17 protein-coding genes are annotated in these 21,324 nt (G+C 45.6%); 8 read left to right on the forward strand and 9 right to left on the reverse strand.

The window, feature by feature from the left end:
- Nucleotides 1–166: 166 nt before the first annotated feature.
- Both RJ01_RS04770 and RJ01_RS04775 read right to left on the reverse strand, forming a co-directional pair.
- Nucleotides 167–1,882: a cation acetate symporter gene (locus RJ01_RS04770; RefSeq protein ID WP_034170228.1), complete on the reverse strand. Its 1,716-nt coding sequence runs from the start codon at nt 1,880–1,882 to the stop codon at nt 167–169.
- Between the two features lies 1 nt (nt 1,883).
- Entirely contained in the window at nt 1,884–2,216 is a 333-nt protein-coding gene (locus RJ01_RS04775; protein ID WP_004781535.1) for a DUF485 domain-containing protein, read from the reverse strand.
- A 182-nt stretch (nt 2,217–2,398) separates the two neighbouring features.
- On the opposite strand from RJ01_RS04775, the gene RJ01_RS04780 reads away from it, so the two are divergent.
- Nucleotides 2,399–5,890 (forward strand): PAS domain-containing hybrid sensor histidine kinase/response regulator, encoded by a 3,492-nt coding sequence (locus RJ01_RS04780; RefSeq protein WP_034170229.1) that lies wholly within the window; start codon nt 2,399–2,401, stop codon nt 5,888–5,890.
- Between the two features lie 417 nt (nt 5,891–6,307).
- Nucleotides 6,308–7,075 (forward strand): hypothetical protein, encoded by a 768-nt coding sequence (locus RJ01_RS04785; protein ID WP_034170230.1) that lies wholly within the window; start codon nt 6,308–6,310, stop codon nt 7,073–7,075.
- A gap of 66 nt (nt 7,076–7,141) precedes the next feature.
- Here the strand turns inward: RJ01_RS04785 and RJ01_RS04790 are convergent, their stop codons facing one another.
- Nucleotides 7,142–7,792 (reverse strand): response regulator transcription factor, encoded by a 651-nt coding sequence (locus tag RJ01_RS04790; protein ID WP_004781530.1) that lies wholly within the window; start codon nt 7,790–7,792, stop codon nt 7,142–7,144.
- 367 nt (nt 7,793–8,159) lie between these two features.
- Here RJ01_RS04790 and msuE point away from each other — a divergent pair, with 367 nt between their 5' ends.
- The 4 genes from msuE (at nt 8,160) to RJ01_RS04810 (ending at nt 12,343) form a co-directional block, all read left to right on the forward strand.
- The gene (msuE, locus tag RJ01_RS04795) at nt 8,160–8,894 is read left to right on the forward strand and encodes an FMN reductase (RefSeq protein WP_034170231.1); all 735 of its coding nucleotides are present in this window, start codon (nt 8,160–8,162) and stop codon (nt 8,892–8,894) included.
- A gap of 28 nt (nt 8,895–8,922) precedes the next feature.
- Complete coding sequence (sfnG, locus tag RJ01_RS04800; protein WP_034170232.1) at nt 8,923–10,038, forward strand: dimethylsulfone monooxygenase SfnG; 1,116 nt, start codon at nt 8,923–8,925, stop codon at nt 10,036–10,038.
- 152 nt (nt 10,039–10,190) lie between these two features.
- On the forward strand, nt 10,191–10,805 hold the full coding sequence (locus tag RJ01_RS04805) for a riboflavin synthase (RefSeq protein WP_034170233.1): 615 nt from the start codon (nt 10,191–10,193) through the stop codon (nt 10,803–10,805).
- A 128-nt stretch (nt 10,806–10,933) separates the two neighbouring features.
- A complete protein-coding gene (locus RJ01_RS04810) occupies nt 10,934–12,343 on the forward strand; it encodes a deoxyribodipyrimidine photo-lyase (protein WP_034170234.1) in 1,410 nt (469 codons plus the stop codon).
- Nucleotides 12,344–12,405: 62 nt separating this feature from the next.
- On the opposite strand, the gene RJ01_RS04815 is transcribed toward RJ01_RS04810, so the two are convergent.
- On the reverse strand, nt 12,406–13,587 hold the full coding sequence (locus RJ01_RS04815; RefSeq protein ID WP_005232654.1) for an acyl-CoA dehydrogenase family protein: 1,182 nt from the start codon (nt 13,585–13,587) through the stop codon (nt 12,406–12,408).
- 130 nt (nt 13,588–13,717) lie between these two features.
- Nucleotides 13,718–15,664: an acetate--CoA ligase gene (gene acs, locus RJ01_RS04820; protein ID WP_034170235.1), complete on the reverse strand. Its 1,947-nt coding sequence runs from the start codon at nt 15,662–15,664 to the stop codon at nt 13,718–13,720.
- A 261-nt stretch (nt 15,665–15,925) separates the two neighbouring features.
- Between acs and RJ01_RS04825 the strand changes: the two genes are divergently transcribed.
- Complete coding sequence (locus tag RJ01_RS04825) at nt 15,926–16,501, forward strand: DUF805 domain-containing protein (RefSeq protein WP_034170236.1); 576 nt, start codon at nt 15,926–15,928, stop codon at nt 16,499–16,501.
- 107 nt (nt 16,502–16,608) lie between these two features.
- Nucleotides 16,609–17,589 carry a mechanosensitive ion channel family protein gene (locus RJ01_RS04830; protein ID WP_004781520.1) on the forward strand — a complete coding sequence of 327 codons (981 nt, stop codon included), beginning with the start codon at nt 16,609–16,611 and terminating at the stop codon, nt 17,587–17,589.
- Here the strand turns inward: RJ01_RS04830 and RJ01_RS04835 are convergent.
- The 4 genes from RJ01_RS04835 to RJ01_RS04850 form a co-directional block, all read right to left on the reverse strand.
- Entirely contained in the window at nt 17,563–18,276 is a 714-nt protein-coding gene (locus RJ01_RS04835) for a 16S rRNA (uracil(1498)-N(3))-methyltransferase (RefSeq protein WP_005232660.1), read from the reverse strand. The genes RJ01_RS04830 and RJ01_RS04835 overlap by 27 nt on opposite strands.
- Nucleotides 18,277–18,553: 277 nt before the next feature.
- Entirely contained in the window at nt 18,554–19,834 is a 1,281-nt protein-coding gene (locus RJ01_RS04840; protein ID WP_034170288.1) for a 3-deoxy-D-manno-octulosonic acid transferase, read from the reverse strand.
- 81 nt (nt 19,835–19,915) lie between these two features.
- Nucleotides 19,916–21,001 carry an alkene reductase gene (locus tag RJ01_RS04845; protein WP_004781517.1) on the reverse strand — a complete coding sequence of 362 codons (1,086 nt, stop codon included), beginning with the start codon at nt 20,999–21,001 and terminating at the stop codon, nt 19,916–19,918.
- A gap of 15 nt (nt 21,002–21,016) precedes the next feature.
- Nucleotides 21,017–21,316, reverse strand: coding sequence for a helix-turn-helix transcriptional regulator (locus RJ01_RS04850; protein ID WP_034170237.1), 300 nt, complete (start codon nt 21,314–21,316; stop codon nt 21,017–21,019).
- Between the last annotated feature and the right edge of the window lie 8 nt (nt 21,317–21,324).

A 21,324-nucleotide genomic window follows, 5' to 3' on the forward strand; every position in this document is an offset into this window, starting at 1 on the left:
CCAATGGTTAGAAACAGGATTGTATAAAAATTATTGAAATCTTAGTCAAAAATGGCCGTATTTAATTTTAGATAAACTATCCTAAAGTCTTCTTCATTGAGTAGCTCAAGTATTCTATCGCTATAAAAAAAGCCCCCATCAGGAGGCTTTTTTAGGACATCAGATCTTAGTGATCAGATGCACCTGAGATACCAATACCTGTTTGTGAACGAACAAACTGTGCATCGAAAGCTTTGCGTTCTGCTTGTGCTTTCACTGAGCGGTCTGTAATGGAGAAGAACCAGCAGCAGAAGAAAGACAATGGCATTGCAAATAATGCAGGACCATTAAATGGAACGACTGGTGTATCTGAAATTGCGAAAGTATCTACCCAAACGGCTTTAGACAGTACGATCAGTGCTACTGCAGTCACCAGACCAACCACGCCACCAATGACAGCACCACGTGTAGTCAGGCCTTTCCAGAACATAGACAGAACCAGTACCGGGAAGTTGGCACATGCGGCTACCGAGAATGCCAGACCCACCATGAAAGCAACGTTTTGCTTCTCGAACAGGATTCCCAGGATCATCGCAAAGATCGCAAGACCAAGAGTCGCAATTTTAGACATGCGCAGTTCAGATTCAGGTGTAGTACGGCCTTTCTTGAATACGTTTGCATACAAGTCATGTGAAATTGCTGAAGCACCTGACAGGGTCAAACCTGCAACTACTGCAAGAATCGTTGCGAATGCTACTGCAGAAATGAAGCCCATGAACAGGTCACCACCAACAGCATCTGCCAGGTGAACCGCAGCCATGTTGTTACCACCCACCAGCTCTAGCTTGCCTGTGATTGCCATTTTTGCAATGTCCAGGAACTGCGGGTTATTCGCTACATATAGAATCGCGCCGAAACCGATAATGAAGGTTAATAGGTAGAAATAACCGATAAAGCCTGTTGCAACAACCACTGATTTACGTGCTTCTTTGGCATCTTTTACCGTGAAGAAACGCATCAGGATATGTGGCAGACCTGCTGTACCAAACATCAGCGCCAGACCAAGAGAAATCGCATCGACCGGATTCGAAGCCAGATTACCTGGACCCATAATCTTGGTCGCATCTGCAAGGCTCAGGTCATGTACTTTAGAGAAAACCTGAATCGATTGTTCAAACATATTGGTGAAACTAAAACCTACGCCTTTCATGACCATGAAAGCCATAAACGTCGCACCAGACAGCAGCATTACTGCTTTAATAATCTGTACCCAAGTGGTCGCCAACATGCCACCAAACATTACGTAGGCCATCATCAGTAGGCCAACAATCACCACAGCAATGTTGTAGTTCAGACCGAAGAGCAACTTGATCAACTGACCTGCACCCACCATCTGTGCGATCAGGTAGAACGCCACCACAACCAGTGAACTTAATGCTGCTAAAGTACGCACCGGTTTTTCTTCCAGACGGAACGACACTACATCAGACAGGTTAAATTTACCCAGGTTACGCAAACGTTCTGCCACCAGGAATAAAACGATTGGCCAACCTACCATAAAGCCTAATGAGTACAGCAATCCGTCAAAACCGGACAGGAACACCATCGCGGAAATACCGAGGAAAGATGCTGCAGACATGAAGTCACCAGCAATGGCCAGACCGTTCTGGAAACCAGAAATCCCGCCGCCGGCAGTATAGAAATCATTGGTATTCGTGGTTTGTTTGGCAGCCCATTTGGTAATAAATAAGGTTGCTCCAACGAAAATCACAAACATGATAATCGCGTGCCAGTTGGTCGCTTGCTGCTCCGCAGCGCCCAGATCTGGTCCAGCAAATACCATTGCCGAGCTGAGCAAGGTCAGCGCTGCCGCTGCAAGCGCTTGATATGAAATCCCTTTCATCTTAGTGTTGCCCCTTTTCTTTTGTAATCGCTTCCACTTCCTGAATTGCTTCTCTGTTCAGCTGATCAAGTTTGTTATTGGCAATGTAGGAATACACCCAGCACAATATAAAAGACAAAATAATGATACCGATACCTAGAGGTACACCCCAGGTCGTTACACCGCCAGAAATTGAAGACAATAGAAATTCTTTGTTGTAGCCAACAAGCAACATGAAACCGACATAGACAAATAGCATGATGCCGGTTAAGGTCCAGCTCAGCGTACTTTTTCTACGTACCATTTCTTTGAATTTGGGATTCTGTAGAATTCTTTCTACTTGTGCCTCATCCATAGTTACACTCCTGTAGCCCCACCATGGGCTTACTATTTTTTAATTCGAATTATCACTGTTGCAAAATAACAACATTTAGAATGACTTGTAATTTAGACTTTGGTCGTTAAAAAATGATCAATTTAAACTGCTGAGTGCATGATGCGGTATCATAGCATCATGCACAGTACACATCAGGCTATATGAACAGTTGGCTCATCATAGGGGTGCTCGCCCTCTATATCACTTTACTCTTTACTTGCGCTTTCTATGGGGAAAAACATGCCAGTCGGCTCAGTACCCGTGGCCGCATGCTATTGTTTAGTTTAACTTTAGGCGTCTACTGTTCTTCCTGGACATTTTATGGCGCGACCGGTGCTGCGGTTCGTGAAGGGATTATTTTCCTGCCGATCTATCTTGGTCCCCTGCTCTTTGTCGCGATTGGTTACGATATCTGGCGCCGTCTGGGACGGGTACGCCAGCACCATGCCATTTCTTCAATCGCGGACTTTGTCGCTGCACGTTATGGTAAAAGTGGGCCTCTGGCTTCGCTAGTCACCATTCTGGCGGTGATTGCCATCATTCCTTATCTGGCCTTACAGTTACGTGCAATTGCCTTGAGTGCGGCGGTCATTCTGGAACCCTCCGCAGGGATTGCCAGTACCACCAATAGCGTACTGTTCCTGACTGGCGTCCTGGCAATCTTGGCGATGATTTTCGGTACCCGGCAGATTGCCAACACTGAACAGCATGGCGGTCTGATGCTGGCTGTCGCCTTTGAGTCCTTCGTCAAGCTATTTGCCCTGCTGGCCGTAGCCTGTTTCTTCATTTTTGAAGCACCAGAAAATCTGCCTCAGATCAGTAGCGATATTCAGTCTACCTTCCATGATGTACAGCTGTTTGGTGTACCGGAAAGCTTCTGGGTACAGACTTTGCTGGCTGCACTGGCGATTATCTGTTTACCGCGTCAGTTTCATGTCGCCGTAGTTGAATTACGGGATGAAAAACATATCCGTGGTGCACGTCGCTGGTTTGCCATTTATCTGATTCTGACCACACTAGCAATTATCCCGATTGCCAGCTGGGCACTGCATGCGGCACCTCAATACCTAGCGATTCCTGATGTCGCAGTGCTGTCTTTACCGCTTAGCTATAATCAGGACTGGCTGACTTTATTGGCCTTCCTAGGGGGCTTCTCGGCCTCGACCGGCATGCTGCTGGTATCTTCAGTCGCTTTATCCATCATGCTAAGTAATGACCTGATCATGCCAGCGCTCTGGCGTTTAAACCTGATCTCACGGCATGACAAGCGTTTACCACTGGTACTCAAATTTACCCGCCGGATCTGTATTCTGGCCGTGATGTTGATGGGCTTTCTGTTCTTCAACTTTTTTAATGATATTGACCAGCTCTCAGTCTTTGGTCTGCTGGCTTTTAGTGCTGTGGCACAGTTCGCCCCTGCTCTGATTGGTGGTCTGTATTGGCGTGGTGGGAGTAAGCAAGGCGTGTATGCGGGTCTGTTGACCGGTTTTGCTTTGTGGTCTTATACCCTGCTATTACCAACGATTTTGCGCAGTCTGCCAGAAGCCTATCAGCAGTTCAGCCAGAGTTTTCTGGAACAAGGGCCTTTGGGCTTGAACTGGTTACGCCCTGAAGCCCTGATCGGTTTCGAATCTTTTGATCCTCTGACGCATGGTGTGGTCTGGGCACTAGGCCTGAACACATTCCTATATATCTGGGTCTCCCGGATGTTCCGCCCAAGTGTGGCTGAACAGATTCAGGCGGAAAGTTTCTTCTACTATGAAACCAAGCCACTTCCATCACAAAGTCCATCGACTGATGTCAGCTACTCGCATCAGGATGTGGCCCGTTTAAAAGTTGGTGACCTGATTACGCTGGCCAAGCGCATTACCGGTGAAGGCCCGACCATGCAGGCCTTCCAGCAGTTCTGTGCTCAAAACAGTGTGGAACTGAATGAAAATAGCAGTGCCAATGGCATGTGGTGGCGTTTCACCGAGCAGTATCTGGCCGGTACCATTGGTGCAGCATCGGCACGTACCTTGTTGACTACAGCGATGGTCAATAATGGCCTGGCGCTTGGTCAGGTCGCCAATATTCTGGATCAGGCATCACAATGGCAGCGTTTTAACCAGAACCTGATCATGACCATGATCGACCATATGACCCAAGGGGTGAGTGTGGTTGATGAAAACATGTGTCTGGTCGCCTGGAACAACCAGTATCTGAAACTGTTCGACTACCCAAAAGATATTGTTTATGTCGGTTGTCCAATCGCTGATCTGATCCGTTATAACGCTGAACGCGGTGAATGTGGTCCAGGTTCGGTTGAAGAACATGTGCGTAAACGGATTCACTGGATGCAGGTCGGTAGCGCGCATGAATTTGAACGGATCCGTAAAGATGGCCGCGTGATTCAGATGCGGGGTAATCCGATTGAAGGTGGTGGTTTCGTGACGACCTTTGCCGACATTACTGCCTTCCGCGAAAATGAAGCGGTACTAGAAGCCCGGGTTCAGGATCGTACCCAGCAGCTCGCCGATGCCCTGTCTGAACAGCAACTGGCGCGTGAACAGGCCGATAAAGCCAATATGTCCAAGAGCCGCTTTATTGCTGCCGCCAGTCATGACCTGTTACAGCCAATGCATGCTGCACGTCTGTTCAGTACGGCGCTGGAGCAAAGCGTACAAAGCGAAGAAGATCGCAAGACCCTGCAGCAACTAGATCGTGCTTTGCATGGTGCAGAAAGCATGCTCTCAGCCCTGCTGGATATTGCCCGACTGGAGGGCGGTACGATTCAGCCGAAACGCCAGGCTTATCCACTGCATGATTTATTAAGTGATCTGGAACTGCAATTCAAATCCATTGCGGCACAGCGTGGCATCAAACTGCGAGTGCATGATGCCCAGTTCTGGATTGACACCGATCCACAATGGATTCGCCGGATTATCCAGAACTTTGTCAGCAATGCCCTACGTTATACCGCCAAAGGTAAGGTCGTGGTCGGTGTACTGCGTTCTAGCAACCGGCCAAATCATATCCGGATCGGGGTTTGGGATACCGGTCCCGGTATTGCTGAAGAACAGCGCATCAAGCTGTTCCAGGAATTCGAGCGTTGTGGCCATACTTCGCCTTGGGGTGAACAGGGTCTGGGGCTTGGCCTCGCTATCGTGCAACGTATGACCGGACTACTGGATTATCCAGTTCATGTTTCTTCCGAACTGGGCAAAGGTTCCTGCTTCATGATTGAAGTACCGTTGACCGCAGCACCGAAAGTCGTTGCCGCCCCTGTTCAGGCTGTGCCATTGAAGTCCAAGGCCTTTAAGATTCTATGTCTGGACAATGATGAAACCATTCTGGAAGGCATGTCGACCTTATTGACCAAATGGGGCTATCAGGTCTTTAAAGCCACCGAACCAGAACAGGCAGCCGAAATGATCCAGCAGGAAAATATTCAGGTCTGGCTGGTCGATCAGCATTTAAACCAGGACAAGATCGGTCTGGACTTTATTCTGGAACATCGTAGTAGTGATATTCCGGTGGCATTGATTACCGCAGATTCTGATCCGGAACTGCCACAGCGCCTGAAGGATTTAAATATTGTCCTGCTGAAAAAACCGTTGAAGCCCGCTTCACTCCGTTCATGGTTATCCGGTCTAAAAATCTCTGGTAGCTAAAACTTTTTATTTTCATCTCGATGCCCATTTTAATGATTTAAGATGGGCATTTTTTATACTGAATAAATACCTATCTTTACCTGAGTGGCAAAAAAATCAGGCCAATGTGCTAAAAGCACCAAATTTCACATAATTCCTGCTGATAAATTGCTCAAAATTATCATTTCAGCATTCTCTATGGCAAAAGCCACCAAATCTATTAATATACATGTGTACACCTGGTTACAATTATTTAAGTTATTGTTTTAAATTAATTTTTAATACTATTTTATGTCAGATAGAACTTTGGTCGTATTTTTAATACAACAAGCTTAGTTCTAAAAATAGACAATATAAGAAACGATCAGTTTCCATCTGACAATGCCTAAATCCTTTTGGCAGCTGGTCTATTTGCACTGCTAGATAGGAGTTATAAAAATGAAACTCGATGAATCAATTGCTCAGCTTCCCGCACAGACTCAGCAATTCCATCGCCAATATGGTGCTAATGCCTTATTACCCAGCATCGACTGGGCACAAATGTTTAAATACAGCAAACTCGACGATACCCAGATTCAGGCACTCGAAACCCTATATCAGCATGCAGTTCCTTTAGCTCTGCAAGTTTTTGATGAACTGCATTTTGATGTCTTTGAACCTTATGCCTATAAACCGCAAGGTTTAGGTCTATTTGAACGTCTGGCTGAACAGGAAAATAAGCTAATTGACTCTCTGGAAGCGGAAGCCGAAGATTTACCAGCAAAAACCCGTCATCAGATCTGGAGTATGCTGCTGCGTGGTGGCGCTGTTCTGGTCTTTAAAGCGTGGCTCGGTAAAGTAAAGAATGAAGAAGATTGTCTGGACACGACCCAATTTGACGAACTCTCTGATCTGCTCTTTATCAAAACTTGCCCGCATGAACTGGCAGAGCACCTACAGGTTGATCCGAATAGCACAGACGAGCATGTGTTCCTGATGTATGAGGATGAAGTTTATCTGGACCGTTTCAATAGTCTGGAAACCGCTGCCCTGTTTGTTGATCTTGGTGTTTATGATGCGACTTTCCTGAGTCTGCGTGATGACCGCGTGGCAGAATATCTGATCTCCAAAGGTTATGTCACTCAAGAACAAATTGATGAATTGCAATCCGCACTGAATCCCATGTTCTGTACCGATGTTACCCAAAAACAGGATTATATTGCTTAATCCGCAATATTCTCTCAATAAAAAAGACCTCCTCTGAGGTCTTTTTTATTATGTAAGCTGCATCACTTACATTTTCTTTTCTTCAATATTCAAGGCATTAATAGCAAGCACGGCTTGGGTACGGTTTTGTACACCCAGCTTACGGAAGATTGCTGTCACGTGCGCTTTAATGGTGGCTTCTGAAACATCCAGTTCATAAGCAATCTGTTTGTTCAGCAAGCCTTCGGCTACCATCATCAAGACACGGAACTGTTGTGGTGTTAAAGACTGAATCCGTTCTGCCAATGCAGTTTCATCTGCAGCACGCGGATCGAAGTTCATGTTGGCTGGCAGATTGGGTGGTAACCAGATTTCCCCTTCGAGGACTTCGCGAATTGCTTCACCAATATGGCTTGGATGTGCCGATTTTGGAATATAGCCCATCGCACCATGTGCAATCGCACGCTGGATAATGCTAGCTTCTTCGTGAGCAGAAACGACAATAATTGGAATCGAAGGATATTGTGCGCGAACGTGGACCAGAGCAGAAAAGCCCGATGCACCTGGCAGGTTTAAATCCAGAAGGACAAGATCAGGCTCAGGACCATTTTCTAGACGTTCATAAAATTCATTGACTGCTGCAGTTTCATGAATCTGCGCTTGTGGCAGACTATAACGAACAGCTTGGATCAGAGCATGACGAAACAGTGGATGATCATCAACGATTAAAATATTCATAGGACGTGAGAGAGATCTTGTGCACAGTAGCTCCTATTCTAACCACACAAGCCAGTTTATGGATATGCAAGATCGCCAATTTTTTAAATAATGTGGAGTTTTTCTTTAATTTTTTTAAATTTTGGCTTATTTCAATAATTCTTTAATTCTCATCACTTTTTTATATATGATTTATTCCTATTCTGCATAGCTTATCTTTATTCAATATAAATATAGTTATCAGCCATTTATCCAGCTCTATCCGTTTCAGAAGCACATTTTCCGCTTATATAGAAAAATCAGATAACTTTTCAGCATTTCGTTATTTTACACCGGCAATCGGGATTAATAGGGTCATTCCGAGCTTAACCATTTTTAGGTACTTCACATGTCCCATTTTTCCGAGCAAAAACCTTTAAACATCGTGGCTGTTTCTGGCGGCCTGAATCACCCATCTAAAACCGAAGCATTGGTTCAAGCCATTCTGGATGAACTGGGTGAAGCGACGCCAATCAATGTACATTTCATTAAATTTAGCGAAATCGGCCAGCTTTTAGGTGGTGCAATTTACCGTAACCAGTTACCGCAACGCGTGCAGGATGATCTGGCAGCCGTTGAAGCAGCAGATGCCCTGATTGTTGGTACGCCTGTTTACCGCGCTTCATTTACGGGCCTGTTCAAGCATTTCTTTGACTTCGTAGAACAAACGGCGCTGGTAGATGTACCGGTTCTTTTAGCAGCTTCTGGTGGTAGTGACCGTCATGCGCTGGTTCTTGAGCACCAATTACGCCCATTATTCAGCTTCTTCCAGGCACAAACCTTACCAATCGGGGTATATGCCACAGATCATGACTTTACGCCTGAATACACCATTCACAGCGAATTACTCCGTGCCCGTATTACCCTGGCAGTGGCTCGTGCCCTACCAATCCTTGAATGGGCACCAGCAAAGGGGCAGCGTGCTGAGGTTATTAAAGAAAAATCTCAGCAAGCCAACCAGAACCTGGGCATCAACAAGCAAATCGAACAGGAAGAAGTTTTACCTTCAGCTGCAGTGCCAAGTCTGGATGCCGCAGAATCCCATTTGCACAGCAAGAAAGCGCCAAAGACTCAAGTGGCTTAATAGCCGCTTCATTCAGAGGGTAAGAATAATGTCTCAAGATAAAAATATTGTATTTGCTTACTGGGTTCCAAATGTCAGCGGCGGTCTGGTGGTCAGCGACATCGAACAGCGTACTGACTGGAGCTATGACTATAATGTCCGTCTGGCGCAAACTGCTGAGAAAGCAGGTTTTGATTATGCCCTGACCCAGATCCGTTTTACTGCGGGCTATAACGCTGAAAACCAGCATGAATCAGTCAGCTTCAGTTACGGCATCCTGGCAAAAACTGAACGCTTAAAAGTGATTGCCGCGATCTTGCCGGGCCCATGGAAGCCTGCGCTGGCAGCGAAGCAGCTGGCCACCATTGACCATCTCACCAACGGCCGAATTGCGATTAATGTCGTAAGTGGCTGGTTCCGTGGCGAGTTTGATGCAATTGGTGAAGAATGGCCGGAACATGACGAACGTTATGCACGTTCAGAAGAATTTATTCGCAGCCTGAAAGGGGTCTGGACTCAAAATAATTTCAGTTTTGATGGTAAATACTACCAGTTCAAAGACTATACCTTGAGTCCAAAACCGCGACAGAAACCGCATATTGAAATCTTCCAGGGGGGAAGTTCTCGGGCAGCACGTGATATGGCATCTCGCGTGTCTGACTGGTACTTCACCAATGGCAATACGCCAGAAGAGCTAAAAAAACAAATTGATGATATTCGTGAAAAAGCCAAAGCGAATAATCACTCTGTGAAAATTGGCGTAAATGCGTTTGTGATTGCACGTGATACCGAAGAGGAAGCGCAAGCAGTATTAAAAGAAATCATCGCTAAGGCCAATGTTCAGGCGGTGAAATCTTTCGGTGAGGCAACGCGTGAAGCGGGTGCAGCCAGTAAGGAAGGTGAAGGTAACTGGGCCAAATCTACGTTTGAAGATCTGGTGCAATATAACGATGGCTTCCGTACCAACCTGATCGGGACGCCACAGCAGATTGCGGAACGTATCATCGAACTGAAAAAAGTCGGTGTTGATCTGGTTCTTTCAGGCTTCCTGCACTTTATTGAAGAAGTGGAATACTTCGGTAAAAAAGTCTTGCCACTCGTGCGTGAACTCGAAGCGCAGCAAGCTGAACAGCAACAAGAAGAACAAGAAGCTGAGCTCGTTTAAACTATAATAATGCTCAGCATAACGATTCATTCCCTCAAGGCTCGGCTTGAGGGATTTTTTTTGTGCAACACAGTGTTCTCGGCATAAAGATAGCCGCCTGCTTTATTCTTGACTAGAATGAAGCCAAACTCGATGAGATAGAAATTTAAATTATGTATACCGGTATCGTACAAGGCTTGGAAAAAGTCGTGGATATTCGCCAGGACAATGGCTTCATTACTATTGTTGTGAGCAACGAAAATCAGTTTTTTCAGGATGTCTTTATTGGCGCCAGTGTTGCGATCAATGGTGTCTGCCTCACCGTAACGACTATTGATCAGAAGCTAAATCAGATTCACTTTGATATCTCCAATGTAACCCTTGCCCTCACCACCTTAAAATCTCTTCAAGTAGGTGATGAAGTGAATGTTGAACGCTCTGCCAAAGTCGGTGCAGAAAATGGCGGGCATAATCTTTATGGACATATTGAAGGTACAGCGATCATTAAAAATCTGGAACATCGCGGTGAAACCTACCATATCGACATTCAGATCCTGGATGGCAATATCAAATACTTTTTCTTAAAAGGGTTTATTGGTCTGAACGGCTGCAGCCTGACCGTCAATCGCGTCGATCGTGCCAATAGTGAAATCTCGATTGATCTGATTCCCGAAACTTTGCGTCTGACCACCTGGAAAAATGCCAAAGTAGGTGATGAAGTCAATTATGAAATTGACCAGACCACGCGTACCTTGGTAGATACCTTAGAAAATATTCACCAGCGTTAAAATGAAAGAGCCGCTTATACCATAGGCGGTTTTTTTAACTGATCATTCTGCCTACGTCTACGTTTCTATACAGAATTTTCAGGTGGAATGAATAAAATAATCTGATTCCAATTCAGAACGTTATTCCCATGCAGTTGATCTGGTTCCGCCAAGACCTCCGTATTTATGACCATGTCGCACTCTGGCATGCGACCCAGCAAGGTCCTTGCATTGCGCTAGCAGTCCTCTCTCCCGAACAATGGCAACGGCATCAGGATGCCCGGATCAAAACTGATTTTTATCTGCGCCGGCTCAAATATTTAAAACAGCAGCTACAGCAACTGAATATCCCACTTGTCATATTGAATATTCCTTTGTGGGAAGATTTGGCACCAGAAATATTGAATCTATGTCAAACCCTGAAAATTGAAAACCTGCATGCCAATATCGAAGTTGGTGTCAATGAACTGGAACGTGATGCTCAAGTGCAGCAATTACTGGAACAGCAACAGATCAGGGTCGAGCTCTATCATGACCGCACCCTGTTTCCTCTCGGCAGTATCCGAAACCAGTCCACTCAACCGTATCAGGTCTATAGTGCCTTTAAGAAAAAATGCTATGAGCGGCTAATTCTGGATGTACCCGCCTGCTATCCTGAGATTGAAGCTCAAGATCCAATCCAATTACCTACTGATTTCATCAATGTTGATCTGGAAAAATTCTCGGCAGATTATGTAGTAGAGCATGCTGCCCAACTTTGGTCTATGGAAGATCGAACTGCCTTGGACCTGCTCGATGATTTTATCGAGGACAAAATGGCTCATTACAAAACCGACCGTGATCTGCCTGCAGTTGATGGCACCAGCCGTCTCTCCCCTTATCTGAATATCGGTATCGTTTCAGTTCGTCAATGTGTGCAGGCACTTTTTCAGGATGGCTATTTCCAGATTGAGGATGTGGGTCAACAGACTTGGTTGGATGAACTCTTGTGGCGAGAATTCTATCTACAGACTCTGTTTGATTTTCCACGTGTCTCCAAACACCAACCATTTAAGCAAAATACCCATAAGATCCAGTGGCGCAATGCTCCCGAAGACCTAGTTGCCTGGCAGCAAGGCCAGACCGGAATTCCGATTGTGGATGCCGGCATGCGGCAAATGCTGGCGACAGGCTGGATGCATAACCGGGTCAGGATGATCACTGCGATGTTCCTGTGTAAGAACTTGCTGATCGACTGGCGACTGGGTGAAAGCTGGTTTATGCAGCATCTGATTGATGGCGATCTGGCTGCGAATAACGGTGGCTGGCAATGGTGTGCGTCAACTGGCATGGATGCCGTGCCCTACTTCCGGATTTTTAATCCGGTCAGCCAGTCCCTGAAGTTTGATCCCAATGGAGACTATATCCGCGAGTGGGTGCCTGAACTGGCGCATCTGGATGTCAAATCCATTCATGAACCTTATGCCAAAAATCCTGATCTGGAACTGGATTATCCAAAACCGATTGTCGATTTAAAAGCCTCTCGTGTACGAGCCATAGAAGCCTTTAAGCAGATTTAGAAGAAACTATCACTTCATCTAATATGAAAAGCCTCCAGTATCAGAGGCTTTTTATTTTCATATCAAGAATAAAAACTTGGATCAGGCACTTTCCCGGTCAGGATCCACTCCCCAACTTCCTGATATTTATAATCTACCGGATCATGTAAGGTCTGGGTGCGAACATTACGCCAGAAACGGTCCAGATTCAGTTTGGCCGTGGTCGCACGCGCGCCCATCACCTGAAAAATATTCTGGGTGATATAGAGAGATGTATTGGTGGCCGCGATTTTGGCTATGGCAATCGCAACTGAAACTTCACCACGCTGTTCAGCAGTGAGATCATTGCCCAGATCCCAAGCAGCTTGTAAGGTTTGAATCGCTTTATCAGCTAGCAAACGCACGCTTTCCAGCTGCACATAAAAATCGGCAAAATGCTTCTGGATAAAGGGGTCATTCACTGCATCTTCTACCAATGATTTTGACCAGGCTTTTTGGGTTTGTACGGTTTGTTTGGCCACTTCAAATGCGCCTTCTGCTACACCGAGGAACAGATGCACAAAAATCAATTGGGCAATTAAAGGACGTAAGCTTGAATACGGCGTACTGAGTGGACCCGGATTTAAAAGCAATTCATCTTCATGAATTTTGACCTGCTCGAAATGACTGGTGCCGCTATCAGTCTGACGTTGACCCATATTATTCCAGTCACCGAGAAAACTTACGCCCTTACGTGCTGTTGGAATTACCCCAATGAGTAATTTTCCAGCGTCGTTATAGCCTGAGCACAGTAAAATATCGGAATCAATAGAGCCAGAACAGAAACTTTTATTTCCATCAAAAATATATTCTTTTTCAGCAACTTTTGTTGCGGTAGTACGACGGTCCAGTGGATTTAAGGTATTGCCCCAGAACAGGTTTTCCCGAGCAGTCTGCTCAAACCATGGACCATATTGTTCCGGTTGGGAAAATAATTGAACCGTTGCAATCAGCAAATGATGAAACCCATAAACATGTGCCAATGAACTATCGACTTGGGCAATGATTTGAATGGTTTTAAAAATCGTCTGCCAGTCTGCTTCCTGACCACCATACTGTTTTGGAATGGACAGGCCCAGCAAGCCACTCTGGCGAATCAGATCACGCTCGGCTTTAGGATTACCGCCCTGCTTGTCACGAACTGCGGCCGTTTGGGCAAAAGTTTCTGCCAGTTGCTGGGCAATTTGCAGGGGAGATTGATCTAAATATTGTTGTCGTACATTCATTCTTTTGACCTAAGTTCAGCATGGTTTTAGCTTAGCAGATTGCAGCTTGGCACTATATTCGAAAGCATGCAGAGCTTATTCCTGAGACAAAAATACCGGCAAATAATGCCGGTATTTGAACGTCCCAAACTTATGCTTGATTGCGCTGCACTTCAGCAATCAATTGATCTACCACCTGTGGCTCCGCCAATGTTGAAGTATCACCCAGACTATCCAGTTCATTGGCAGCAATCTTTCTTAAGATCCGGCGCATAATTTTTCCTGAACGCGTTTTAGGTAAAGCGGGTGCCCAGTACAAGGCATCTGGCGTTGCCACTGGCCCTAAAATTTTACGTACCCAAGCTACCAGTTCACCGCGCAGCTGTTCAGTACTTTCAGTCCCTGCCTGCAAGGTGACAAAGGCACAAATCCCCTGACCTTTGATGTCATGCGGCATACCCACCACAGCCGCTTCGGCAACAGCTTCATGGGCCACCAGTGCACTTTCAATTTCTGCCGTACCCAGACGATGGCCTGAGACATTGAGTACGTCATCGACACGACCAGTAATCCAGTAATAGCCATCTTCATCACGACGTGCGCCGTCACCCGTAAAGTACGTTCCCGGATAGGTCGAGAAATAAGCTTCAATAAAGCGACCCGGGTCACCCCAAATGGTGCGCATCTGACCTGGCCAGGAATCTTTAATTACCAGATTGCCTTCTGCCACCCCTTCAATTTCCTTGCCTTCTGCATCGACAATGGCTGGTTGTATACCAAAAAATGGTCGGGTTGCAGAACCCGGTTTCAGGTCAGTCGCGCCCGGTAAAGGCGTAATCATAAAACCACCGGTTTCGGTTTGCCACCAGGTATCAATCACTGGACAGCGGCTTTCACCAACTACCGAGTAATACCAGTTCCAAGCTTCCGGGTTAATCGGCTCACCGACCGAACCTAAAATTCTCAGGCTGCTACGATCACTTTCCCGCACATAGGCATCCCCCTCACGCATCATGGCACGAATGGCAGTTGGTGCGGTATAGAGAATGGTCACATTGTGCTTGTCGACGATATGTCCGGTACGTGCCCAGCTTGGATATTGTGGTACCCCCTCAAACATGACCGTGGTTGTACCATTAGAAAGCGGACCATACAGCACATAGGAATGCCCGGTAATCCAGCCGACATCGGCAGTACACCAGAACACATCATCCTGTTTGATGTCAAAAACTTCGCGGAAGGTGCAATTCACATAAGTCAGATAACCGCCTGTGGTATGCAGTACGCCCTTAGGTTTTCCGGTTGAACCCGAGGTATACAGGATAAACAGTGGATCTTCCGCATTCATCGGCTCAGGCGGACAGATCTCATTCACGGTCATAATTTCCATGTGATACCAGAGATCACGTCCCTGTTGCATTTCCACCGGATTGCCAGTGCGATGTACAACGATGACATGTTCAACCGATTCGGTGCCAGCAATTTTCAGCGCTTCATCCACATTGGCTTTCAATGGAATGGCTTTACCACCACGCATACCCGAATCTGCGGTAATCACCATTTTGGCCTGACTGTCCTCAATCCGGCTAGCCAGAGAATCAGGTGAGAAACCACCAAACACCACACAATGCACTGCACCAATCCGGGCACAGGCCAGCATGGCAATTGCGGCTTCCGAGACCATTGGCATATACAGCACCACCCGGTCGCCTTTTTTAATCCCGTTTTTTTTCAGAACATTGGCGAAACGGCAGGTTTCATCATAAAGCTCATGAAAAGAAATAATCTTGTGACGGGACGGATGGTCCCCTTCCCAGATAATCGCCGGTTTATAAGGATGTTCTTTAAGATGGCGATCCAGACAGTTGGCAGTGACATTGAGCTGGCCATCTGCAAACCATTCAATTTTAAAATTGTCTTTATCAAAACTGGTATTTTTAACCTGGGTAAAAGGTTTGATCCAGTCCAAGCGCTGTGCCTGTTCAGCCCAGAACTGATCCGGTTGTTCAATGGATTGCTGATAACGTTCAAAATACTCTGTATCAGTGGTACGTGCGGTTTTCTTAAATTCTGCTGGTACTGGATAGATTTCTTTCATTGTTCGCTTCCTTGATCTTGTTCTATCTCATCACGAGAGCTTGATGGCATTTTGTTGATTGTTTTTTATGCATAATGGCAGTATGTACTGCATATTTCAAATCCGACAATCATGCTTTCGTCGTAGATTATTTATTCAAATTCAATCAGAATAACTTCGGATAATGCTCAGCTATGGCCAAAGTCAGCTAGATATTGCTATCGTCAAATAAAATGAGTCGCCCACTCTCGCTGTATTTTATACAGGCTTAGGATCTTGCCCATGAATTCAACTGAACCTTCCTATTTCCCTCCCCCTTTTCCTGCAGCAGATCATCCCTTATCGATCAGGGGCCGATTTGGACGTTTGAGTTTTATTGCCTGGTCTGCATTTTTACAGTTTATTTTCTTATGCAGCAGTATTGCGCTAGGTTTAAGTATTGATATTGTGAACATTGCCAGCCTATCGGTAGATTCAAACTGGCAAATTTCCCTGCATGGCTTATCCAGCCTGTTTGCCTTGGCGATCATGCTGGTCTACCTGTATTTCGGTATTGTGATTACGGTACGGCGCTTACACGATCTAGACCGCAGTGGCTGGTGGATGCTGCTATTCTTCGTGCCTTTGATCAATCTGTTTGTCTGGATTTATATCCTGCTTTTTCCGGGAACAAGAGGCAGCAATCAGTATGGCCCGATACGTACAAGCCCCGTCTGGGAAAAAATTGTGGCCTGGCTGGTAATCATTTTTACCGTACTGAGCCTGTTGGCGACGACTGCGTTATTCTCTTATATGAGTGAAGGTGAGCCTTCAAGAATCCCAAGTGAAGTGAAACAAAAAACGACTGAGTTCTTTTAAGACAGTTGTGTCTATTTTACATAAATATATTGTGTATAAATTTCGTTGTTATTAATTTTTTGCTGTAGTTGAGGCAAAATAAGCGAAATTTAAATTGTGGAGTTTTTGTGGCTGAGCAAGAAAATACTTTAAGCCAAGTAACTGAAGGGACGACTGAGCTCCTGCATCAGGCGACTGAAAAAACTGCCCAAACCGTGATCGAACATACCTCCAAGTACAATGATGCCTATAGCACCATTGATAAGATCATGGAAGGTTTCTGGGAGCGTGTGCCTTATTTCTGTATTGCGCTAATAGTCATTGTCATTTTCTGGTTACTGTCAAAACTATTTAAGTTTTTTGTCCGTAAGACTTTAGAAAACCGTACTTATACCCGACAGAATCTGGTGCTGGTGCTGAACCGTGTCGGTAGTACCGTGATTGTTTTCTTTGGCGTATTAATCGGGCTGGTGATTGCAATTCCAGGCTTCACCCCAGGTCAGCTGATGAGTGCGCTTGGGATTGGTTCGGTGGCGATCGGTTTCGCATTTAAGGATATTTTCCAGAACCTGCTCTCAGGCGTACTGATTTTGCTGGGGGAACCCTTCAAGATTGGCGATGACATTATCGTGAATGGTCTGGAGGGTACCGTAGAAGATATCCAGATTCGTGCAACCTTTTTACGCTCGCCAGATGGTCGTCGTATCGTAATTCCAAATGCTACGGTCTATACCAGTGCAGTCACGGTGAATACTGCTTATACCCGTCGCCGCTGTGAATTTTCGGTCGGTATTGGTTATGAAGATGATATCCAGAAAGCCAAGGATATTATTACTGCAATTCTGGATAAAGATCCGACCATCCTGAGTCAACCTGCATTTAGCGTCAATGTGATTGCACTGGCAGACTTCTCGATTACCCTCAAAGCATTATGGTGGGTCAATACCACTGAAACAGGCATAGGTACCTCAATCAGTGCAGTTCAGGAACGGGTAATTCAAGCCTTTGCTGAACATAACATTTCGATTCCATATCCGGTGCAGGAAGTGAAAATCTATCGTGGCGATGGCCATGAAGATGCTTCAGCTCGCGCTAAACAGTCGACCTAAAACATACGAAATTGCCGTTTCAGTACGGAGAATACGGTTGCCAAGGCTCACTGCCTGGCAGCCGTTTTTTATGAACAAATCGACCTCATAAGGAATAAAGCCACCTTCCGGGCCAATGACAATCGTGCAAGGATGCTGAAGTGCGTATGGCATCGGCTGTTCCGCATAAGGATGTGCAACAAAGGCTGGACGGTCAGCTGTAATGAGTCCCGGTAAGATATCTTCGACAAAAGGTTTAAAGCGTTTATACAGCTCAATTTTCGGAGCAAGCGTATCCCCTGCCTGTTCTAAACCAAGATCTACATAATGATTCAGCTGCTGCAAAAATGGTGTCTGCCAATAGCTTTTATCCACCCGATAGCTATGCAATAAAATGATTTTCTCTACGCCCATGGTCACAGCATCCATGATCAGACGACGCAAAACTTTAGGACGTGGTAAAGCTACAATTAGAGTAACAGGCAGCTTTGCAGGAACTGCTTCTTCTTGAATCGGTTTCAATAAAACTGCTTTTTCAGAAGTTTCGACAACTTCAGTTACATACCGTTTCCCTTCCCGAATTCCGACTTTTAATGTGTCACCGACCTGAACCTCAAGATGCTGTTGCAAATGTTCCAGCTGCCGCTTTGACGTAATTGACCATAGATCAGATTCGGTTTGGCGGGGATCAAGCAGGACGATATTCATAAAAAATTAACTCAACAAATCCATCACTGGATACGCGGAAACGTCATCCACAACTGTGTGAGGCAGGACTCTTTTTGCCTGATATAGGTTCTGCGATATCTCTGCAAAAAGATGGTATATGACGAGTTTTGTGGATGACAAATGGTTTTGTTACTTTTGCCGAAACAAAAGTAAAAGAAAGAAGAGTTCCTAGCATTAAATCTATAAAGATAAGGCTTAGTTTTAACCTTATACAGTCAATCCATGAAAATCAGCTTCTTCACAAATCAGAATATAATCAAAGATATTGATCAATCACCTGAATATGCTTTTCAAGTGAACCCTGATTTTGCTGCATCATCTTTTGAGCAGCAATATTCAAGCTTTCAGCTTTAGCTGAATTATTCAAAATCTCTAGTAAAGTCTCAGCCGCCTGCGTGGCATCCTGCACCACTTCTACCGCATGCGCCTGCGCAAACTCATCTACAATTGTCTGAAAGTTAAAATAGTTTTTACCCAGAATCGTTGGAACATTTAGCGCAATCGGCTCCAGAATATTATGCCCACCACCTGGTTCATTTAGAGAACCACCAACATAACAGGCTTGGCTCAAGGCATGCCAGAGCCACATCTCGCCCATAGAATCCGCCAGATAAACCTGAGTATCAGCTTCAATGCGCTGTCCCAAGCTACGGCGCTGGGTCCTTAAACCTAAGGACTGTGCAGCTTGGAACACCTCATCGAAACGTTCCGGATGGCGTGGCACCACGATACAAACTAATGCTGGATTTGCATCTAACGCAGCTTTAAGCTCAGACATCAATTGCTGTTCTTCAGGTGCATGCGTACTGGCGAGAGTAATAATCTTCCGGCCTTGCAAAGACCATTCCTGTCTCAACCCTGCCGCATGATCAATAAATTGCCGGGGTGCCATGATATCAAACTTGATATTGCCCAAGACCTGAGTTTTTTCTGAAGCGATACCTAGGTCAATATAACGCTGCTGGGTTGCTGTATCCTGAGCCAAAAGAGCCGTTAAATTCTTAAGCATGCCACGGGTTAGGCCTTTGACTTTGCCATAGCCTTTGGCGGATTTTTCAGAAAGACGGGCATTCAGTAATAGGCAAGGCACATTAAAATTCGCTGCCTGATCAATCAGATTTGGCCAGAGCTCGGTCTCCATCAATAACAGCAATTTAGGCTGATATTTTTGATAAAAATCACGAATCAGGGTTTTCTGGTCAGCTGGTAAATATACAGCCTGGAATAAATCTAAATAAGGTTCTTTCAAGAAGAGAGATTTGGCACGTGCCTGCCCGGTCTTGGTGGTATTGGTCACTAGAACCGGATGCCCAAATTTTAAATAATGCTCAATTAAAGGTTGTGCAGCATTGGTTTCCCCTACGGATACCACATGAAACCAGATCGACTGCAGGTTTTTAGGGGACTGGAAAGGACCAAAACGTTCCAGCAGTTCTTGTTGTAATTGTTCCGGACTGGTCGCACGTTTACGTATACGGGATTGATAAAGCGGTTTCGCTAGCGCCAAGGCTGCGTTATACCAGAATGGAGTAGCCACATTGCGCCCCAAAACAGATTCAATCGGCAAAATATAACAGAGCCACATCGACATGTTAATCGATGTGGCTCTTATTTCGAATTATTCTATGGTGCTTAATACCTTAACTTCTGCCAAAGTTGGATAATCAATATAACCTTCAGCCACCTGACTACCGATCATATTTTCCATTTTCAGCTCATTAAGCGGTGCATTCTGAAGCAGACGCTCGTATAGATCAGGATTCGCAATGTAGGCTTTACCAAATGCGACTGCATCTGCCTTTTCAGCTGCCAGTAGCTCAATCGCATCTTCACGACTCAGTTGCATATTAGCAATATAAGGTACTCCACCTGAACGCTCTTTCATATATTCAGAAATACTGTCTTCAGCCAGATATTCACGAGTAAAGAAGAAGGCAATCTTGCGCTTGCCCAGCTGCTCCATGGCATAGCCAAATGTTTCACGTGGATCATTATCACCCATGTCATGGTCATCGCCACGCGGCGCAAAATGCACCCCTACACGATCCGCACCCCATACTTCAATCAGTGCATCAGTTGCTTCTAGCAGGAACCGTGTACGGTTTTCCACTGAACCACCGTATTCATCTTCACGCTGATTGGTTTTACTTTGCAGGAACTGATCAATCAGATAACCATTGGCAGCATGTAATTCAACACCATCAAAACCGGCGTCTTTAGCACGAATCGCAGCTTGCTTGTATTGCTCGGTAATCGTGTGAATTTCAGAAACTTCCAAAGGACGCGGCGTAACGTATGGACGTTTTGGACGTAACAAGCTGACATGACCCGCCTGTTGTACTGCACTTGCAGAGACTGGTGTTTCACCATTTAACAGATCCGGATGCGATACACGGCCAACATGCCAAAGCTGGGCAATGATTAAACCGCCCTTCTCATGAACCGCTTGAGTGACCTTTTTCCAGCCTTCGACCTGAGCATCGGTAAACAGTCCTGGAGTATTTAAATAGCCATTGGCTTCTTCAGAAATCACTGTAGCTTCAGAAATGATCAGGCCAGCACTTGCACGTTGCGCATAGTATTCAACCATCATTGGGGTTGGAACGCGATCAGCAGTTGCGCGGCTACGGGTCAGCGGCGCCATGATGACACGGTTTTTAAGCTCTAACGCACCGAGCGTTAAAGGAGAATTTAATTCAGCCATCGTTACTCCCACCTGTTAAAGGTGTTGTTGTAGGTGTTCGATAAATTGCTGAATCAAAGTTTCATTGCGGGAGAAATATGACCACTGTCCATGCTTGGTCGCAGTGATCAGGCCAGCCTGCTGTAATACCGACAGGTGATTGGACATGGTGGACTGGGAAACCTGGCCCAAACATTCAATTTGACCTGCACAGACCCCACGTTGAAAGCCACCACACTCTTCCGCAGACAGATATTGCTCCGGAGATTTTAACCACTCCAGAATTTGTCGACGGGTCGGATTGGCTAAGGCTTTAAAAATTAGATCAAGGTCCATAGGCACAT

Origin of the sequence: Acinetobacter sp. YZS-X1-1 (genome assembly GCF_000804305.1) — a bacterium.
GTDB classification, from domain to species: Bacteria; Pseudomonadota; Gammaproteobacteria; order Pseudomonadales; family Moraxellaceae; genus Acinetobacter; species Acinetobacter variabilis.

Bases quoted from the DNA above. Each gene is read 5' to 3' on its own strand.
- RJ01_RS04770 (WP_034170228.1), bottom strand. From the start codon at position 1,882: ATGAAAGGGATTTCATATCAAGCGCTTGCAGCGGCAGCGCTGACCTTG.
- RJ01_RS04775 (WP_004781535.1), bottom strand. From the start codon at position 2,216: ATGGATGAGGCACAAGTAGAAAGAATTCTACAGAATCCCAAATTCAAA.
- RJ01_RS04780 (WP_034170229.1), top strand. From the start codon at position 2,399: ATGAACAGTTGGCTCATCATAGGGGTGCTCGCCCTCTATATCACTTTA.
- RJ01_RS04785 (WP_034170230.1), top strand. From the start codon at position 6,308: ATGAAACTCGATGAATCAATTGCTCAGCTTCCCGCACAGACTCAGCAA.
- RJ01_RS04790 (WP_004781530.1), bottom strand. From the start codon at position 7,792: ATGAATATTTTAATCGTTGATGATCATCCACTGTTTCGTCATGCTCTG.
- msuE (WP_034170231.1), top strand. From the start codon at position 8,160: ATGTCCCATTTTTCCGAGCAAAAACCTTTAAACATCGTGGCTGTTTCT.
- sfnG (WP_034170232.1), top strand. From the start codon at position 8,923: ATGTCTCAAGATAAAAATATTGTATTTGCTTACTGGGTTCCAAATGTC.
- RJ01_RS04805 (WP_034170233.1), top strand. From the start codon at position 10,191: ATGTATACCGGTATCGTACAAGGCTTGGAAAAAGTCGTGGATATTCGC.
- RJ01_RS04810 (WP_034170234.1), top strand. From the start codon at position 10,934: ATGCAGTTGATCTGGTTCCGCCAAGACCTCCGTATTTATGACCATGTC.
- RJ01_RS04815 (WP_005232654.1), bottom strand. From the start codon at position 13,587: ATGAATGTACGACAACAATATTTAGATCAATCTCCCCTGCAAATTGCC.
- acs (WP_034170235.1), bottom strand. From the start codon at position 15,664: ATGAAAGAAATCTATCCAGTACCAGCAGAATTTAAGAAAACCGCACGT.
- RJ01_RS04825 (WP_034170236.1), top strand. From the start codon at position 15,926: ATGAATTCAACTGAACCTTCCTATTTCCCTCCCCCTTTTCCTGCAGCA.
- RJ01_RS04835 (WP_005232660.1), bottom strand. From the start codon at position 18,276: ATGAATATCGTCCTGCTTGATCCCCGCCAAACCGAATCTGATCTATGG.
- RJ01_RS04845 (WP_004781517.1), bottom strand. From the start codon at position 21,001: ATGGCTGAATTAAATTCTCCTTTAACGCTCGGTGCGTTAGAGCTTAAA.
- RJ01_RS04850 (WP_034170237.1), bottom strand. From the start codon at position 21,316: ATGGACCTTGATCTAATTTTTAAAGCCTTAGCCAATCCGACCCGTCGA.